Origin of the sequence: Kitasatospora sp. NPDC092039 (assembly GCF_044756065.1) — a bacterium.
Taxonomy (GTDB): Bacteria; Actinomycetota; Actinomycetes; order Streptomycetales; family Streptomycetaceae; genus Kitasatospora.
The window spans coordinates 124,511-141,286 of sequence record NZ_JBIVSD010000011.1; the positions used below are offsets into that span (position 1 = coordinate 124,511).

Annotated in this window: 15 protein-coding genes; 2 read left to right on the forward strand and 13 right to left on the reverse strand. The window is 70.2% G+C overall.

Going from position 1 to position 16,776, the window contains the following annotated elements:
* Positions 1–541 precede the first annotated feature (541 nt).
* Genes ACIQI7_RS22295 through ACIQI7_RS22310 form a run of 4 tightly spaced genes read right to left on the reverse strand, consistent with a single transcriptional unit; the run spans position 542 to position 7,798 of the window.
* Positions 542–3,310, reverse strand: a complete 2,769-nt coding sequence (locus ACIQI7_RS22295) for an RNaseH domain-containing protein (RefSeq protein ID WP_401112669.1) — start codon at positions 3,308–3,310, stop codon at positions 542–544.
* Positions 3,310–4,683 (reverse strand): hypothetical protein, encoded by a 1,374-nt coding sequence (locus ACIQI7_RS22300; protein ID WP_401112671.1) that lies wholly within the window; start codon positions 4,681–4,683, stop codon positions 3,310–3,312. The genes ACIQI7_RS22295 and ACIQI7_RS22300 overlap by 1 nt, the downstream gene beginning before the upstream one ends.
* Complete coding sequence (locus ACIQI7_RS22305; RefSeq protein ID WP_401112673.1) at positions 4,659–6,620, reverse strand: hypothetical protein; 1,962 nt, start codon at positions 6,618–6,620, stop codon at positions 4,659–4,661. The genes ACIQI7_RS22300 and ACIQI7_RS22305 overlap by 25 nt, the downstream gene beginning before the upstream one ends.
* Positions 6,617–7,798: a hypothetical protein gene (locus ACIQI7_RS22310; RefSeq protein ID WP_401112675.1), complete on the reverse strand. Its 1,182-nt coding sequence runs from the start codon at positions 7,796–7,798 to the stop codon at positions 6,617–6,619. The genes ACIQI7_RS22305 and ACIQI7_RS22310 overlap by 4 nt, the downstream gene beginning before the upstream one ends.
* A gap of 50 nt (positions 7,799–7,848) precedes the next feature.
* Between ACIQI7_RS22310 and ACIQI7_RS22315 the strand changes: the two genes are divergently transcribed.
* On the forward strand, positions 7,849–8,343 hold the full coding sequence (locus ACIQI7_RS22315) for a putative phosphothreonine lyase domain-containg protein (RefSeq protein ID WP_401112676.1): 495 nt from the start codon (positions 7,849–7,851) through the stop codon (positions 8,341–8,343).
* A 226-nt stretch (positions 8,344–8,569) separates the two neighbouring features.
* Here the strand turns inward: ACIQI7_RS22315 and ACIQI7_RS22320 are convergent, their stop codons facing one another.
* The 9 genes from ACIQI7_RS22320 to ACIQI7_RS22360 form a co-directional block, all read right to left on the reverse strand.
* Positions 8,570–8,968, reverse strand: a complete 399-nt coding sequence (locus ACIQI7_RS22320; RefSeq protein WP_401112678.1) for a hypothetical protein — start codon at positions 8,966–8,968, stop codon at positions 8,570–8,572.
* 71 nt (positions 8,969–9,039) lie between these two features.
* Positions 9,040–10,785, reverse strand: a complete 1,746-nt coding sequence (locus ACIQI7_RS22325; protein ID WP_401112679.1) for a relaxase/mobilization nuclease domain-containing protein — start codon at positions 10,783–10,785, stop codon at positions 9,040–9,042.
* The gene (locus ACIQI7_RS22330; protein WP_401112680.1) at positions 10,782–11,132 is read right to left on the reverse strand and encodes a MobC family plasmid mobilization relaxosome protein; all 351 of its coding nucleotides are present in this window, start codon (positions 11,130–11,132) and stop codon (positions 10,782–10,784) included. Before ACIQI7_RS22330 ends, ACIQI7_RS22325 begins: the two co-directional genes overlap by 4 nt.
* Positions 11,133–11,396: 264 nt before the next feature.
* Positions 11,397–11,621, reverse strand: coding sequence for a hypothetical protein (locus tag ACIQI7_RS22335; RefSeq protein ID WP_401112682.1), 225 nt, complete (start codon positions 11,619–11,621; stop codon positions 11,397–11,399).
* An 80-nt stretch (positions 11,622–11,701) separates the two neighbouring features.
* Entirely contained in the window at positions 11,702–12,748 is a 1,047-nt protein-coding gene (locus tag ACIQI7_RS22340) for a DUF2637 domain-containing protein (protein ID WP_401112684.1), read from the reverse strand.
* On the reverse strand, positions 12,745–13,320 hold the full coding sequence (locus ACIQI7_RS22345; protein WP_401112686.1) for a WhiB family transcriptional regulator: 576 nt from the start codon (positions 13,318–13,320) through the stop codon (positions 12,745–12,747). Before ACIQI7_RS22345 ends, ACIQI7_RS22340 begins: the two co-directional genes overlap by 4 nt.
* Before the next feature lie 108 nt (positions 13,321–13,428).
* Positions 13,429–14,136 carry an ATP-binding protein gene (locus ACIQI7_RS22350; protein WP_401112688.1) on the reverse strand — a complete coding sequence of 236 codons (708 nt, stop codon included), beginning with the start codon at positions 14,134–14,136 and terminating at the stop codon, positions 13,429–13,431.
* Positions 14,136–14,387 (reverse strand): hypothetical protein, encoded by a 252-nt coding sequence (locus tag ACIQI7_RS22355; RefSeq protein ID WP_401112690.1) that lies wholly within the window; start codon positions 14,385–14,387, stop codon positions 14,136–14,138. Before ACIQI7_RS22355 ends, ACIQI7_RS22350 begins: the two co-directional genes overlap by 1 nt.
* 792 nt (positions 14,388–15,179) lie before the next feature.
* Entirely contained in the window at positions 15,180–15,500 is a 321-nt protein-coding gene (locus ACIQI7_RS22360; protein WP_401112692.1) for a transcriptional regulator, read from the reverse strand.
* A gap of 618 nt (positions 15,501–16,118) precedes the next feature.
* On the opposite strand from ACIQI7_RS22360, the gene ACIQI7_RS22365 reads away from it, so the two are divergent.
* Positions 16,119–16,538, forward strand: a complete 420-nt coding sequence (locus tag ACIQI7_RS22365) for a helix-turn-helix domain-containing protein (protein WP_401112694.1) — start codon at positions 16,119–16,121, stop codon at positions 16,536–16,538.
* Positions 16,539–16,776 lie beyond the last annotated feature (238 nt).

Genomic DNA, 16,776 nt, shown 5'->3' on the forward strand with positions numbered 1-16,776 from the left:
TTCGACTTCCGCGGCACGATGCCGACACGCCCGTGACCAGGCCAGCCCCAGGAAGGACTGCCCGCCGATGACCGACGCCCGATCCGCCGCCCCGGCGCGCTCATCCCCTGCTGCGCCCTCGCCGCCCTGGGCGCCGCCACCGCCGTCCCGGCCGCCCTGGCCGACGCCTACGCGGTGTGCACCATCGGTCTGTTCGCCCTCGCCGGCGGCGCGCTCGGCGCCTACCACGATGCGCGCGGCCGACGAGCGGACCGACCGCGCCGTCCTCGAACACCTTCAGCAGGCCCCCCGGCCTCGCACCCGAGACGCTGGCCGACAGCCTCGGCCTGCGCCCGGCCGCCGTCCGGCTCAGCCTCCACCAGCTGACCGTCTCCGGCCGGCTCCCCTCACTGACACCTCCTCCGACGCCGGAGCGCTGACCAAGCGCAAGGGACCGCCGCCCGACACCGGGTGGCGGTCCCTTCGCGTTTCCTGCCTATCCCGGTGGTGAGTACCTATTCCGGCGTGTTGTATTCCTTCCGCGCTCTCGTTGGTCGGTACCTCAGTCCTCGGCCCCTGAGTCAGCGTCGACGGTCCGGCGATACTCCCAATGGTCCTGGTCCATCTGAATGCCGAGGTGGATGGGTGCCGGGTAGCGGGTGCGGTAGTTCCAGTGGAGGGCGTGGTCACACAGGCGAGCGGCGGCCACGGCGTAGGTGACGGGGTCGTGGCCATGGGGAAGATGGAGGACGCTGATCTCCGTGGCGGTGTGGCTGTACCAAGTCTCGGCCTGCTCCTCTGCCGAGGTGCTGGCCCAGCGGGAGTACTTCTCTCCGGCACGGGCGTGGCGAGAGCCTCCCTTGTACTGCTCGGGCACGTTGCACAGGATGAAGTTGTGGGTGGTGCCGTTCATCCGGAAGATTCCGGTGGAGAGCTTACGCTCGTGGAATTCGGCGTCTCCCTCGCCTGTTCGCTCCAGCCGTTCGATGATGGCGGGTGTCGCGATGTGCTCGTTACCTGCGGTGACGCGGAGGACAGCTCGTGGGCGCTGATCGATAGGGAGGGTGAAGCCCGGCAGGGCAGGCCGCTTGTCGAGGGTGCCGTCGAGTTCGGGGGTCCGGCCGTGGTGGCGGTTGGCCAGTAGCGGCCAGATGCTACGGGCCTGGTCGCCGGAGATGTAGACGTTGTAGCCGGTGGCGGCGTGGGCGAAGAGGCCGAGTTCCCACAGTGCCCTGTCGATGGAACGGGGAAGTTGCGCGTCCCTGCGGCGGCCCTCGGGTAGGCGGCGCGCGCGGTGGCGCGTGTTGGCGGTGGCGTAGTCGAGCCAGAGGCCGCCCGGGGAGTCCCCGTTGGGCAGGTAGGCAAGGGACTGCCACAGTCCGTCAGGACCGGGCACGAGTGCGACGAGGGTCCAGATGAGGCGCGGCTGCTCGGTGGCGGGGCCGCGCCGGTCGCCGAGCTGTTGGCGCAGGTGCAAGCCGACGTGGACGAGCGGTTCCTTGATCCCGTTGGGGCCGAAGGTCAGGGCGTCGGTCAGGCGGGGGTGGATCAGACCGGCGGAGCGGTGGAGGTCGGCGATGGCCATGTGGCCGCGGTGGTCGCCTTCGAGTTCACGTCCGAGCAGGTCGAGATCGGTGGTGATCTCGCGTTCCTTCTTGCGGGGGTTGCGCCGTCCGGACTTGTGGGGGGTGAGGAATTGGGTGAGGACTCCGAGGCTGGCCAGTTCGCGGACGGCGTGGGGCTTGGCGTCGAGCTCGTAGGGGTCGATGACCGTCGAGTCGGTCTTGCGGGATTCGCGGCGCTGGCGGCCCCATGCCTTGGCGTCGTACTCGGTCTCGCACAGGGCGAGCAGCCTGGTGCCTTCGGAGGCATCGAGTCCTTGGAGTTGCCGGGCCAGGGCGGGGCGCTGCTTGTGGTGGTCACCGTGTCGGAGGAGGTCGTCTGCGGGTTGCAGGAACGCCTCGACGTGGTCGTTCAGCGGAACCGGCGTGCCCTCGGGCATGCCGGTGGCGGCGAGGTCGGGGCGGTTGTAGTGGTAGGCGAGCAAGCGCTGCATGCGGGTGCGCTCGTCCTGGTGGCGGTAGAGGACGAGGATCCGCAGGCGTTCGCGGCCGGCGGTGAGGAGGATCTCGCCCAGGCGGGGGTCGTCGAGCAGGACGCTGTCGCGGCCTTGGTCGGTGCTGCGTCGGCTACCGAAGGCGCGTCCGGCGACCTGTTCGGCTTGCAGTAGCGGTTGGTCGAGGGTGGCGCTGGCGTAGCGGGCGAGTTCGCGTCTGGAGTGCATGCCGTCGCCCTTGCCGATGGAGTACGTGCCGGAGAAGGGGATGAGGGCGCGCAGGTTGCCGGGTGGTCCGGTGAGGTCGCAGGCACTGGGGGCGAGGAAGTCGGTTTCGTCGGCGGCGCGCGGGAAGACGTCTTCGCCGTGCAGGCGGGTCCAGGCGTCCAGGGCGAGGCGTGTGGTGTGGTCGACGTGGGTGTGGTCGCCGCGGCCACCGAAGGCGAGCTTGAGGAGGGGGCCGTCTGCGGCACGGGGGGCGAACCAGCCGGTGCGGGCGCTGCGGAGGGTGTTGCTCAGGCGGGAGACGACCGGCTCGATGGCGGCGACGGGAACGTTCAGGCCGGGGTAGGACTTGGCGGCTACCTTCAGGTGTAGGGCTGCGCAGTGGGTGCGGGTCTTCCACTCCGGGATTTCCTCGCCGGTGGTGTCAGTGTCCTTGTCGCCGTACGCGGCGCCCCAAGTGTTCGTCCACAGTAGGTCGGTGTCCCAAACCAGGAGGTTGCGGTCCAGGTCGGGGCGGAAGCGGACGGTCTTGCCGTCGATCTGCCAGGGCTCGGCGGCGAGCTTGCTGGCGACGGCCCAGCTGGCTGCCCTCCACGCCCAGTCGGGGGCGTCGATGCAGCCGCCGGTGGGGGTGAAGTGTTCCCACAGCAGGGTCTCTTCGGGGGCGGTGCCGGCGATCAGGTCGGCGATCTCGCTCTGGTAGGCGAAGGAGAAGCGGTCGCGTTCGGTCTGCAGTAGTGCCTGTTCCCACAGGACGATCGCGTCGTGGAGGTCGTCACGGTCGATGGGGCGGCTGGTGGCCAGGTACTTCGGCGGGTGTTCCTTGCTCTGGGGGTAAAGGGCCGCGCAGGTGTAGCCGGTGGCGCGAAGGACGGTGAGCAGTCCCGCGTAGGGCAGGTTTCCCTTGGATCCGGTGATTCCGCGGTACATCTGCCGCAGGGCTGGCCATGCTTTGTCGATCTTGTCGGGCAGGGGGTAGAGGTAGGTGGTGCCGAGGAGCTTCTCGTCGGTGTGAGAGGCAAGCAGGGACAGCCGGGTCTGGGTGCTCATCAGGATCTTTCGAACTCTGCCGTGGTGGCGCGGGGCAGGGGGACGTGGACCAGGTGGGGCTGGTCGGTGGAGTGGGCGAGGTCGAGCCAGGCGGTGAGGGTGGAGCCGTAGGTGCGGCGCAGTTGGTGCTGCTGGTCTTTGGTGAGTTGGTCGTAGTAGGCGCGCAGCAGGGAGGGGTAGTCGGTGCCGAAGTGGGTGGCGAAGAAGGCGTTGTCGACGAGGTAGAGCTGTACGGGGGTGCCGCCTCGGCGGGCGCGTCCGGCGAGCTGGATCATGTCGACGAGGATCCCTGCGAGGACTTCGATCTTCAGGAACTTGGGGAGGCGGGAGAGCATCGGGCTGGCGCCGAGGAGTTGGTACAGGCGTTTGTGGGCGGCGCGGCTCTGGTTGGCGAGCATGCGGGCGGGGTCGGGGCCGGCGCGGCTGGCGGCGGTGCCGGCGGCGCCGATGCTGGCGTACATCGACGTCGGGGAGTGGAGGTCAGCGGGGGGCCGGGTGGCGACCCAGACCGAGGCGAGGGCGGAGCGGTCGGTGCCGGGGACGAGGATGTTCAGGGCGCGGGCGACCAGGCGCATCGGTGCGCAGATCACCTTGACGTTGGGGTGGGTGAAGGGGAGGTCTTCGAGTTGGTCGACGGTGATCATGATCACGCCCGGGGGCGGGGCGACGCCGCCGGGCGGCGTGTTCTTCTTTTTGACCACCACGGCGATCCAGGACGGGTCGGGGATCACGTCGGCGATGCCGGTGGCGAGGACCATGGCCTGGCTGTAGGCGTTGGAGACGACCATCGCGCGGGCCCGGTCGGGTTCGTGGTTCTCCAGGTACCTCAGGTGTTCTGAGAGGCGGTCTGTCCAGAGGCGGGCGCCGAGGTCGCGGAGCCGGGCCGGCTTGCTGGCCTGGTCCTGGCCGCCGATGGCGATGGGGTTCCAGCCGTTGGGGGTGTCGGAGACGTTGCCGGGCAGGGCGGTGACCGACCCGGGTGTTGCGTCGGTCATCACGTAGGCGGGCAGCGTGTGCAGGTGTTCCTTGGCGGCGCCGGGGAAGTACGCGGTCGCGGACAGGGCCAGGACGCTGCGTTCCACTCCGGCGGTGGCCAGGGCGATGGTTCCGCCAAGTTGGACGGTGCTCGTGTGGGGGTCGCCGCTGAGGGCCTGCACGGACAGGCGCCCGCCGCCGCGCTGGTCCTTCTCGACCTTGAAGCCGATCAGCTGGTAGCCCAGCGGCCCGAAGGGCAGTGCGGGGTTGCGGCTGAATGTCCCCAGGGCTTTGGCGAGGTCCCGACCGGCCGTCATCTGCTCCCGGCGCCCCATGCCGGCCAGGGCGGCTTTGAGGTGGCGCAGGGCTTGGCTCAGGCTGCCGAGCCAGGCACGCACCAGCAGAGCGTTGGTGATCTCGCGGCGCTCGTGCTTGGGGACTCCCAGCTTGCCCAGCGCTCTGTCGATCTGAGTCTTCGCCAGAGGCAGGACGTCGCGGCTGGCGTCGCGGCTGACGGCCTTGTCCAGCAGCGCGGCCAGGTCGGCGTAGCGGGGCGGTGGGGGGTTGCTCTTTTTTTCCTCCGGTCGGGAAAGATCTTGCGGAAGTCGCGGTAGACGTCCTGGTCGATCGGCTGGGTGACGTCCACGTGCAGCAGTTTGTCGAGCAGCCACCGGTCCCAGGCTCCGGGCACGTGCCAGCCGGAGTTCAGCCGGTCGTCGTCATCGTGCTCGGCGGGGTCCAGCCACAGGTCGCCTTCCAGGACGTAGTTGAGGAACTGCTCGCCCAGGCTGCGGGCCTTGAACAGAACGGGGACCAGGCGCCGGTCGCTGGCCGCGTCGAGGACCTCGCGCTGCCGGTCGACCTCCACCAGCAGCGACGATCTATGGGATCCCCGGCTGGCCAGGGTGAACTCGTCCGTGCCCATCTCGCACCAGCTCTGCTGCATCCGGTCGACTTCGTCGACCAGCAGCAGCTGGCACCGGCGCATCACAAACTCCAGGAGGCTGATGCGGTCGAGCACGCCGTTGTCGGTCTCCACGGGTACCGGCACTGCCCCGACCAGCAGGTTGTGGTGGTTGGTGACGATCACGTCCGCATCCACGGCCTCGCGGATCAACGCGTACTTGCCGCAGACGCCCAGCCGCGGGCAGGCGTGTGCGGGGCTCGGTCCCTCGCGGTCGTCTGCGGCATCGGCTGGCCTCAGGGACAGGCATGGCTCGGCTCCGCGCCGCACCGGCTCCCCGTCTGTGAGCCATGTCGACAGGTCGCAGCCGTAGGCCAGTTCCTCGAACCGTTGCTCGCGGCCCTGAACCAGGGCCCGGCCGGCCTGCTCGGCCAGCCGGGAGCCGGAGACCAGCGGCACGACCTTCAGCGTGGGGTGGGCGAGGGCGAACTCGGCGGCGGTCTTGCGCACGAGGTCGTCGTCACGCCGGATCTGTTCGTCGAGGGCATGTCGGGTGAGTTCGCCCTCGGCTTCGCGCATGTGCTCGGCGTTGCTCAGGCTCTCGTGGATCTGGCCGACGACGACCGCAACCGGCCCGGTCCGGTTCTGGGCCAGCAGGGGCGCTGCGGCCCTGAGCAGAACGGTCTTCCCGACTCCGGTCGGCGCGTTGACGAGCGTGACCTTGCCTGCGGGCATCCGCAGCCGGGTGACCTTGCGGTCGTCCAGGTCCAGCAGCCGTCCGAAGAACCGGCCCATCAGTCCGGGCTTCCAGCTGTTGCGCGCGTTCGCGGCCACCTGTCGGCCCACCGCCCTAAGCATCCGGCGGCGCGACAGGACGACCTCCTCCCGGTACGGGGAGGTGCGTACTCGTAGTGGTGTGATGCCGTCCTCGCCCTCCCCTTCCGGAATCGTGACGACGGAGTCCTTGCCGAAAGCCCACATCCCGGCGGTCGCTACGGGCTGCGGACCGCGGCTGCTGTAGTAGATCGACTCCGCCTCGCGCAGCAGGCCCCGCGCGAGCTCCAGCGGTCGCTGCGCGTGGGCAACGAGCAGGTGGGTCGCCTTGCGCGGGTCTACACCTTCCGGCATCCGGTAGAAGCTGTCCGGCTGGCAGGCCCACCAACACGCGAGCTGTTCGAATTCCTTCCGGTCGGCCAGCGCGGGAGGCCGCACGTGCCAGTAGGTGCCCGCCATCTGCCTTACCTGGCGGGGCACTTGAGTCCAGCGATCCCACAGATCGGTACGCGCGGCAGCGAAGACGTGCGCTTGGTCCAGCGGGACAATCCGCTGCCCCTTCGGGTCCACGAATCCGAAGTACTCGTCCGCCAACGCCAGTGGAATGGCCAGCGCCAGCTTCCGCAGCTCCCACTCCTCCTCGGCCCTGTCCCTCACCGGGTCTCCCTGGCAGCCCGCTTGACCTGCTCGACGAGGCGGGTGAGCGTGAGTACCTTCGTCCTCCGCCCGGTCAGCCGAGTGTTGAGATACGCCACCTCGTGGGCCTGGTGGTCAGGCAGGACGATATAGAGCGCATAGCGCGTCGGCTCGCGTTCCAGCAGCGCCTTGGCGAGAGCGTCGGCCGACGCCCAGTCCTTGGCGTCCACCCGCCAGGTCCGGTTCGGCCGTCCGGGCACCGCGACCGTGATCCTCAAGTCGTATTCGTCGGGACGCGGTTCGCCCGGCCACATCTCCACCTGTACGTGGGCCTGGCCTTTCAACCGGTCACGCAGTTCGATCTCCAGCAGGGTGGGCAGCACCCCGTACCGCCACACCGGACGGCTGAGCGCCAGGTGATCCACGCTGGCGGGAAGACCGACTACCGGCTCCGATGCCCTGCCCGTTCCCAGCAGGATCGGTGCCACCCCGTGCCCACCCCGTTCCAGGGACAGGCGGTAGTGCACGCCCCGGGCACGGTGCGCCTCGCAACGCACCTCTACCTCCTGGCCGGTCTCCACCACCCGCATCGGCCACCGGCACTTCGGGCACGGGTACCACCAGCCCTCCAGCTGACACCACGGCCAGTCGCTGACCGCCTCGAAGAAGTCGAAGCGCATCCACAACCGATCCCACCGCTTGCGCAACGTTCTCAGCGGCCCGGCCGGGCACTCAGCCAGAAGGGCCCGCGCCTGCCGGTACTCCTCCGGTTCCAGCCGACGCATCACCTCGTACAGGCGCCGCTCCTCCTGCTCCGCCCTCACCCGCGCCCAGGACCAGTGCCGGTCCAGCGCCGCCTGCGGAACAAGATGCTCCCGGCACAGATCCTCCAGTGCGTCACGGACCAACCCGGCATCATCCAACAGCCTCAAGCCACCGAACCGGTCATCGACGTCGCCCGGCGGCGGCAGAAGCTGAGCAAGCGGGCCGTGCAGACCCCGGCGGAACTCCCTCATCCCCAACTGCACTACCCGGCCTGACAGGTGGGCAGCACGCAGCACACCGAGGCAGTCCATCAGCATGGCTGCCCGCCGTACGCTCTCCAGCCCGGCGTCAGTCTCAGCCGCTACTGCCAGGCAGCAGGCGGTCAATGCCTGCTCCCGGCGAACCCGTACGTCGTCACATTCCGTCAGCGCCACACGCACAAGATGGAACACGAATAAGGGGTTCCACGGCATAGGCTGCGTTCGTGCACGCACACATCACTCGCACGGCCCATCGACGCCACCGAGCCCGCCCTTCGGCCATCACCAGCGACCCGTGGCTCTGGGCCACCGTTGGCGGTGGAGCCTTTCCGAGCGGCAGGCCGTCCGCGAAACCGTACGGAAAGTGGCTCTGGTTCCTGCCCCTTCGAGCGCTCGATGCCGGCTGGCAGCTGGTCGAAAAGGCTGTGCATGAAGGCAAGTTGGGACCAATCGCCAAGGTCGCCACGCTCGGAAACCCCTTCGACGGAGACCCCACCCGCCGACCTGTAGTCATCTTCACCGAAGACTGCAACGACAAAGAAGACATCCATCGAGTGCTGGTCGCGCTGCGAGACCTCGGCATCAGCGACGCGCTCGCCTACAAGACGCACGAAGCCACCAGACTGGGCGAGTACGGCGACAGGGTCAGCACCTACACCAGCCCCACAGGCACCACCACGCTCGTACGCCGCACCCCGCGCTACGTCGCACCTTCCTGATCCATCACGAACCAAGCTAGCACCGGACTTCGAGACCCCGGGCCACCCTGGACCGGTCCGGCATATCCGTTCCGAGCTGCATCCGATGCAACATCGCCAGGTCCGGGACGGCCGCCTTCGCCGGGGCGCCAAACGGGGAACCAACCTCAACCGGTTCCCCGGAGAGCCGCAGCTCCAGGCCGTGTGCAGCGCGCGCGAGATGTTGCACCGGATGCAGTACCGCTCGTTACTCCAGGTACAGCCCGGCAAACATGCCGTCGAACCCCAGAGCGATTCGGGCCTCGGTGAGGCTGCCGTACCGCGTCCAGGTCGGGTCCGCGATCATGGCGTCGAAGTCCCGCCGGGTGATCTCCGGCTCCAGCCACTCCGCCCCGCAGCGACAGCCGATCCAGACGTGGCGGCGGTGGTTGATCAGCAGCCAGTCGCGGCGCGCGCGGCAGCTGGTGCAGGTCACCGGGATGCCGCGCAGCGCCAGTTCGGAGGGGCACTGCGCGAGACGGACGGTCTCGGGTCCGCTGGGCGGCTGGGTCTCGTACTCCAGCTGCAGGAGCGGGTCGGAGGCGGCTGGGGCCTGGCTGATGATCGAGGTCGGGGCGGTGTTGGTGTGCTCGGTGGTTCTGGTCACGGGCTCTCCGTTCGCGGTGCTCGGGTACTTGCGTAACACCTGGTGGGACCGGGTGTCGAGGGATTTCGGGGTCAGCGGCGTGGTGCCGGGCGGTGCGGGCCAGCCGGGGGCTGGGGCGGTGTCGGCTGCGCGGGGCGGGCCTGGGCCGGCGCGGTCCGGGCACGGGCGCCGGCAGCCGTGCGGACGTGGGGGTGTTCGGGGTGGGCGGGCAGGTCGGCGAGGCGGCGGATGCGCCAGACGAGGACGTCGGTGGTGTTGCGGGCGGTTTCCAGCTCCCGCCGGTCGGCTGCCTTCTCCAGGAGGGCCTTGGGGTCGTGGCCGGCCTTCTCGGCTTCCGCGAGGACGGCGGCCAGGGCGTCGTGCTCGGGCACCGGCCCCTTCGGGTTGCCGGTGCTGCCGAGGACGGTGCGGATGGTGGTGTCGTGACGAAGGCGCTCGCCCTTCGGGAGGACGCGGCCGATCTCGCGCATGGTGCGCATGGGGGTGGCTGCGGCCTGCTGGTAGGCGGAGCGCAGGTGGTCGGCGGCCTGGCGGGAAGCGGCGGCCTGCTGGGCGTGGCCCCGGGCGGAGTGCCAGCGGGCGGCGGCCAGGGTGACCAGCACGAAGGTGGACAGGACCATAGCAGTGGCGCCGCCGTCCTCGCCCCGACCGAGCGCGCTGCCAGCGTGGACGATTCCGCGGGCGGCGGAGCGCAGGGCGCGGATGTCGGCGTTCTCGGCGCGGACGTGGCTGCGGGTGGCGCGTTCGAAGGCGCGGGCGGCTTCTCGGAGTTCGGCCCGGGTGGCGGCCGGGGAGGTCTGGGCGAGGGCGTCGAGGATCTCCCCGGCGCCGACGAGGTGGGCGGCGGCCTCGTCGTCGTCCTGGTCGAGGACGGCGGCGGCGCGCTCGACGACACCGGCGGCGTCCCGGCGGCAGTGCGCGGGAGCGGAGCGCCCGGCGCGGGCGGTGTGGTCGTCCGGCGCGGGAGCGCCGGTGGCGGGTGCGGCGTCGAGGCGGCGGCGGATCTTGGGGAGGGAGAGGTCGGGGGCGAGTTTGGATCCGGGGAACCAGATGGGCTCCCCACGGGCGTTGCGGTCACCGGGCAGGGCGACGTTGTAGCCGAGGGTGTCGCCGGAGGGCGCGTGGCGCAGCTTGACCCGGAGGCCGGCTTCGCGGAGGCGGGTGACGAACTCCTCCTCGGTGGCGGCTCCGGCGACGGCCTGGCGGACGGCTTCGCGAAGGGTTTCGCGTGGGGTTTCGATGCGGCCGGTTCGTTCGGCCTTGAAGTGCTCCTGGCTGGTGGGGTTCTTGGCGGCGGTGCCGTCGCCCGGGTTGAGCTGGCGCAGGCCGTACTCCTTCTCGATGAGGCGGGCTTCGGCCTGGGCCTTGCGGCGGTCGAAGGAGAGGCCGGCCAGGCGGCCGTCCTGGCGCACGAGGGTCGCGGCGATGTGGATGTGGTCGGGTGCGTGGCGGACGGCGACCCAGCGGCAGGCGGCGGTGTCGCCTTCGGGGGCGATGCCGGTGGCCTGGACGATGCGGCGGGCGATGGTGGCCCACTCGGCGTCGTCGAGGTGCCGGTCGCCGGGGGCTGTGCGGACGGAGCAGTGCCAGATCCTGGTGGCCGGGGCCTGCTTGCCGAGGGCCTTGACGGGCTGGTCGAGCTGGTTGGCGAGCTTGGCGACCTGGTGCCGTTCGGGGTTGGGGCCCGGGTCGGGTGCGAAGCCGTTCCAGGAGGCGACGAGGTGCTGGTGGGTGTGTTCCTCGTGTTTGCCGGGTCCGAAGAGGTAGTCGATGAGGGGGAAGGCGCGGTCGGTGCCGGTGCGGATCTTGGGGATCACCGGCGGATGAGCCAATCGACGGCCTCGTCGACGGCGTCGATGGAGGCTTCGACGCGGGCCAGGAGTCGGCGCAGGTCGGCGCCCGGCTGGGCGCCGGCGTTCACGTAGTGGGCGAGCTGGTTGAGGTTGTTGCCGACGGCGCCGAGCTGGCGGTTGGACTCCATGAGTTCCTGGATGCCGCGCCGGTAGTCGGCGACGGCGGCGCTGGGGTCGTCGCCGTCGGCGGCGGCCACGGCTGCGGCTGCGGTGTAGCCGCCGGGGGCGAGGTCGGCTCGGGCGGCGGCGCGCTGGAGGAGGGACCACTCGGGGTCGCTGAAGCGGGGGCAGATGCGATTGGTACGCGGCATGCTTTGGCGCAGGCGGCGGCGCGGCGCAACGCGGACGGCGTCGTCGGTCGGCGGGCTCTGCTGCTTCTCCCCCTTTCGTCGCAACCGGGGGGCGGGCCCCCCGGGGGGGGGCCGCCCCCCGGGGGTCGCCCCCCGACCGGGGAGCCTCCGCCCCCTCCGGGGCGGGGGCGGGGTAAGGACTCCTTACCCCACAACTTGCTCCGCCAGGAGCCTGATCACGGTCACTGACCGGTCCGACTGTGGTGCCGTCCTGATTGGGGGCGGTCACCGGCTGGCCTCACTGTCGCGCTGGCGGATGTCGAGGAGGAGGTCTTCGACGAAGTCGAGGGCGAGGACGGGGTGGTGGAGGGTCCAGGGGCGGGAGTGCCGGCCGCGTTGGATGCTGCGGGCATCGTCCGGGCCGGTTTCGACGCGGTGGAGGTGGCCGCGCTGGGTGAGGACAGCGAGCCAGGAGTCCGCCTCGACCCAGGTGGCGGGGGTGGTGCGCATGGTGGGGTGCTCCCTGGTGGTGGTGCGGGCAGGTGACCGCCGGGGTGACCTGGTCGGTCACCCCGGCGGTCTGGGGTCGGTCAGTTCCGGTCCGCGGTGATCGGCTGACCGTGCTGGGCGCGGAGCTGGGCCATCAGGCGGGTCAGGGTGTCGCTGGACAGGGGGATCTGCTGACCGCGGATCGCCTCGGCGACCACCTTGCGGGTCAGCTTGTCCTCCTCCCTGACCGCCTGCCGGGCGATCTTCAGCAGGTCCTCGGTGTCCGGGTCAGGGCGGCGGTCACTGTCCCGGTCAGTGACCGGCGGGGCGGCGGGCGGGGCCGTGACCGGCTGACCGGTGGCCTCGCTGGGGCTGACCCGCGCGGTGGTAACCGGCGGCTTGACCGCCGGTCGGTTGGTGACCGACCGGTCGGTGTCCGGGTGACCGCCCGGGTCAGAGGGCTTGATCAGGCTGACCGGGGTCAGCGGCGGCTGCGGCGCCGTGGCGGTGACTGGGGAAGTGACCTGGTGGCTGACCGGCTGACCGAAGACGGAGTGACCGGCGCTGTTCTGACCGGCGGTCGGCGCCACCGGCAGGCCGGTCAGTCCGGCTTCCTCCGCAGTGGCCTGACCGACGGCGGGGGCGGCCTGACCGAGGGCGGCCTCAGCCGGTCGGTCACCGTGACCGACCAGCCCAGCGGGGCTGACCGTCCCTCGGGCGATGAGGATGTAGAGGTGGACGGCGCCGGCCAGGGCGAGCGGGGCGATGGTGGACAGCACCGCGACCACCGTGTCGCCCAGCCGAAGTCCACCGGCTGCATTGTCCTGCTCGTTGAGCCGGACGGCATGCAGGGCGTTGGCCCACAGGCTTGTGCCCGTGGCCGCACCGAAGAGCGTCCACACGTAGATCCGGGCCCGCAGCGGTGCGGTGCGCAGGACCAGCAGGGCGCGGACCCCGTAGGCGATGAAGCCGTCGACGATGATCGGGAAGAGGTAGGTGAGGAAGCCCCGGACGTGGATGGCGCCGGCCATCTGCTGAAGGGCGGAGAAGCTCAGCGCGCAGCCGGAGGCGCCGAGGGCGATGACGACGGCGCGGTCCCAGCCGGTGGCGTGGGCGGCGGTCGGGGTGGTTGCGATCGTGGTGCTCATGCGGCCGTCCCGAAGTCGTCGCGGTTCAGCTGCTCGGTGCTGGTGGCGGCGTGGCCGGTCGAGGCGGCGCGGGCGGCGGCTTGCTCGGCGATCTGCCGGTGGCGGATCGTGCGGCGGGTCTCGCGGTAGAGCTTGAGGGCGTGCTCCGGGCTGATCTTGAGGAGCCAGGCGAGGCGCTCGACCGGGACGTCCTGGCGGTACCCAGCGAGGACGATCGCGCGGCGCTCCGCCTTGGTGACGGAGATGTCGCGTCCGGCCAGCACCGCGTTGACGCGGCTGTAGTCGAGGCGGTCGTTGATCTTGGCGTGCAGGGGTTCGCGTTCCTCTTCGGTGAGGCCGCCCCGGATGCCGTGGGTGTCGCCGGTTTCGAGGGCGGCGTCCAGGCAGACGCGGGCGACCGGGCACTGGGCGCACAGCGCCTTCGCGGTGGCGATCTTGTCGGCGTCCTCCGGCCCGGGAAAGAAGGTTTCCGGGTCGATCAGGTTGTACTCGGTCGGGGTGCAGACAGCCTGGTCCTGCCAGGTGTGGTCGCCGAGGGTGCGGTGGCGGGCAGGGGTGGTCGTGGTGGTCATGCGGGTTGCTCCGATCGCTCTCCGCGCGCGAGGTCGGCGTCGGCGGAGAGGTGCGCTGGGTCGGTGAAGTCGGGCGGCTCGCCGTGGGGCGGCCGGGCACTGCGGTCGTCAGGCGGCGCGCTGGAGGCGTCTGCGGTCGACCGGCTCGAACTCGACCCGGGTGGTCATCTGGGCGAGCCGGGAGGTGACGCGGTCACCGAGGTGGGCCTTGAGGTCCCTGATCGGCAGGTTCGTGGTGATCAGGGTCGGGCGCATGTGGTTGTAGCGGCGGTTAATCAGCCGGTAGGTCTGTTCCTCGACGAACTCGGAGGTCTTGGCCGCGCCGAGGTCGTCGAGGATCAGCAGCGGCACCCGGCTGTAGGCGGTGAGGACCCGCTCGGCGTCGGTGTCCGAGCTGGGCCGCAGCTGGGCGTAGAGGTCGGCGGCGGTGGTGGCGCGCCAGCGCACCCCGATGCCGGCCTGCACGAGGGCGCGCACGGCACCGTACGCCTCGTGGGTCTTCCCGGCGCCGACGACCCCGGCCATCAGCAGGCTGGGGCCGGTGGTGACTTGGCGTCGTGCGCCCAGGCTCGGGGCAGCGGCCTGGGCGGCGACCTGCCGCGCCCAGGTGAGGACCTGCGGGTTCGTGGCGAGCGCGTCACGGTAGCGCGGCGGCAGCCCGGCAGACAGGGCAGCCTCCGCCGAGTAGGGCTCCACCTCGTTGGGGAGGGCGTCGACCGTGTCCTGGTCGATGCCCCGGGCGGCGAGGATGCGGGCCATCCGGTCGAGCACCGAGGGCGCGTCGGCGAGGGTCTGCGGGTCGCGGCGGGTGCGCATCACAGCTCCTCGGCGTAGGCGACGGCAGCGTCGACCGGGTTGGTCCACGCCTGGTGGGCGGGCACGTTAGGCCGGATTCCCGGCCGCGCCAAACCGGTGCTTCGTGCGTTCATGGCGTCGTTGACCAGGCTCGGCAGCCGGGAGGGGTGGCCCTGGATCTCGGCGAACCGCCGCAGCCCGGCGCGGACATGGTCGGCGGCGATGCCCTCGTCCAGCAGGGCCTTGACGACCTTGCCGAGGTGGCCGAGCACGCTGCCCGGCGGGCGCTCGACACAGGCGGCGACGTACTCGCCGACCAGCCGACCGGCCGAGACGGTGTCCGCGTCGGACGCCTGGCGCCCCGTAGGGAAGGAAGATCCAAGATCCTAGATCCAGGCGCTGAGGACTCCGGGAGGGTTCGGCGAACCTTCGGGGAGGCTTCGCCGAACGCCGCTTGACCTGCGGTTTTCCGGGGAGCCGGAACCGACTTGCGCTCGGCGTCGATCACCGGGGCGACCGCTTCCGCGGCACCCAGAATCGTCTGCGGGTCGGGCGCCGGGATGGGCTCGTTCGGCTGCAGGAGGGCTGTGGGAGTGTTCGCCGAGGTTTCGGCGAAAGGTCGGGGAGCGTTCGCGACGTCCTCGGCTGCGGTTCCCGGGGTACGGGCGAGAGCGGCCCGCTGAATGCAGGGGCCCTTGCAGACGCCGCACCGCTCCGGCTCGCAGTGCGGGCAGGCGGGCAGCCGGGACAGGCTGGGCTTGTCGATCTTCTGGTGGTTGCGCCAGGTCGGGTAGTGGAAGTACTTGCGTCCGTCGCAGCCGGTGTAGCGGCAGATCGCCCCGGCGGTGGCGAGCTGCTGAAGGTGCCCCTCAACCTCGGTGCGGGAGATCTCCTCGCGCATCGGCCAGATGAGGCCATAGACGATCGCCGCGTTGTCGCGGTGACGGCCGTGGTCGTCGGCGTGGTTGGTCATGCCGAGGAAGGTGACCATGGCCGGGATGGATACCTCGGCCAGCGTCTCGGAGACCCAGGTCTCCGGCTTGACCGCTCGTATTCGGGCCATGTCAGCGGCTCCGAGCGGCGACAAGGCCCACGTTGAGTTGCCCGGTGGCGAGCTCGAGCGTGTGGGGTCGCGTCCAGTCCGCCTCCGGCCAGGTACGCAGCACCCATCGCGCGGTGACCTTGGTCGTGGCCCGGCTCAGCGGAAGCTGCTCTCCGTCGGCGTCGAGGGCCACCGTGTAGGGGTGGGGCCACTGGCGGTGCGGGTCAGCGAGGCTGACGCGGACGGCGACAGCGCCCGGGATCATGTTGGCCAGCTGGACGGCTAGCCGCCGCTGTATGGGGCTACGCGTCCCATTTTTGGTTTCCTTGGGCATGGCGAGCATGCGATACTCCGTGGCTCGTAGGAGCGCGCGCGGCGGTCTCTCGTGCGAAGAAAGTCCCGCCGCTCGCGAGGTAGTGAATCGGCACCTCTCGGGGTGCCGGCCCGGCGTCCCGGAGTTGGTAGCTCCAGGACGCCGGTCGCTTTTCAGGGCCGCGATCTACGGCATCCGCCCTCCCTCCGGCCCCACCGTCCGTCGCGGCGGGACCAGAACCATAGAGCCACCCGGGGCACCACATCCACTCTCTTAACTTCCAGGCCAGGCTTGACCTTTGGGTGCCGATCATCCATGGGCGACACCACCGCTTCCGTGTCGACTGAAGGCGCGAAAGCGGACATGAGAACTCCAGGCTGCGGTCGCCGACCGGCGCTCCGCCGGCCGAGCTGTTCATGCGAAGGACTGCTGCCGAAGGCATCCAGTGGAACCCCTGGGACTTCCCACCGAGGGACCTCCAGGACAGGCTCCGACGAGCCCACGGCCAGCTAGCTGGCCGTTCGGCGCGATCAACGTACACCAAACTGGCCGCGCCGTGGACAGTTAACTGGCTCACACGACGTGCAATCCGGGCCCGTCGGCCACTAAAGTGACCGAGCAGGATCAATCAACACGGAGGAGCAGGCGATGGCGGAGGCCAGGGCGGGCGGCGACGGCGCCGCGAGAATCACCGCCGTGTTCACATACCTGCTGGAGCATCGACACCCGACCGACAGGGCGCCATACAGCCTCGTCGAGGTCGCCGCCGGCACCAGCATCAGCGTCAGCACGCTCAAGGCGATGAAGTCGGGCGACAACGCGAACCCCAAGATCAACACCCTTCTCGAGATCGCGCGCTTCTTCAATGTGCCGCCAGACGTATGGGTCACCGACAAGCCGCTCGCTCACGTGCTGGCCGACCGGGACCTGCACGACGCCATGCGCGACGCCGGCGTGGAGTCGATCGCACTGCGAAGCAAGGACCTCACGCCAGAGAACAAGCAGCTGGTAGCCCAGGTCATCGCCAACGCCAGGAAGTCACAGGGCCTGGATCAGGACGCCCGCTGATCCTCCCAATTTTAATATTTATTTTTGAACCGAATCTATGCGCATAGATCCCAGCGATCTATGCGCATTTTTGCTACCACCCCGCCATCTACGGCAACGAGGGCCAACCTTCTCCGCCGAATCGTCAAATGAGACGCAGATCACGGACAGACTTGACGTGATCACGACGCTTCACTTTCAGTGATGAACTAACGACCCATCAATAAGTATCGGCCCCGAACTAATGGGATATTCATCA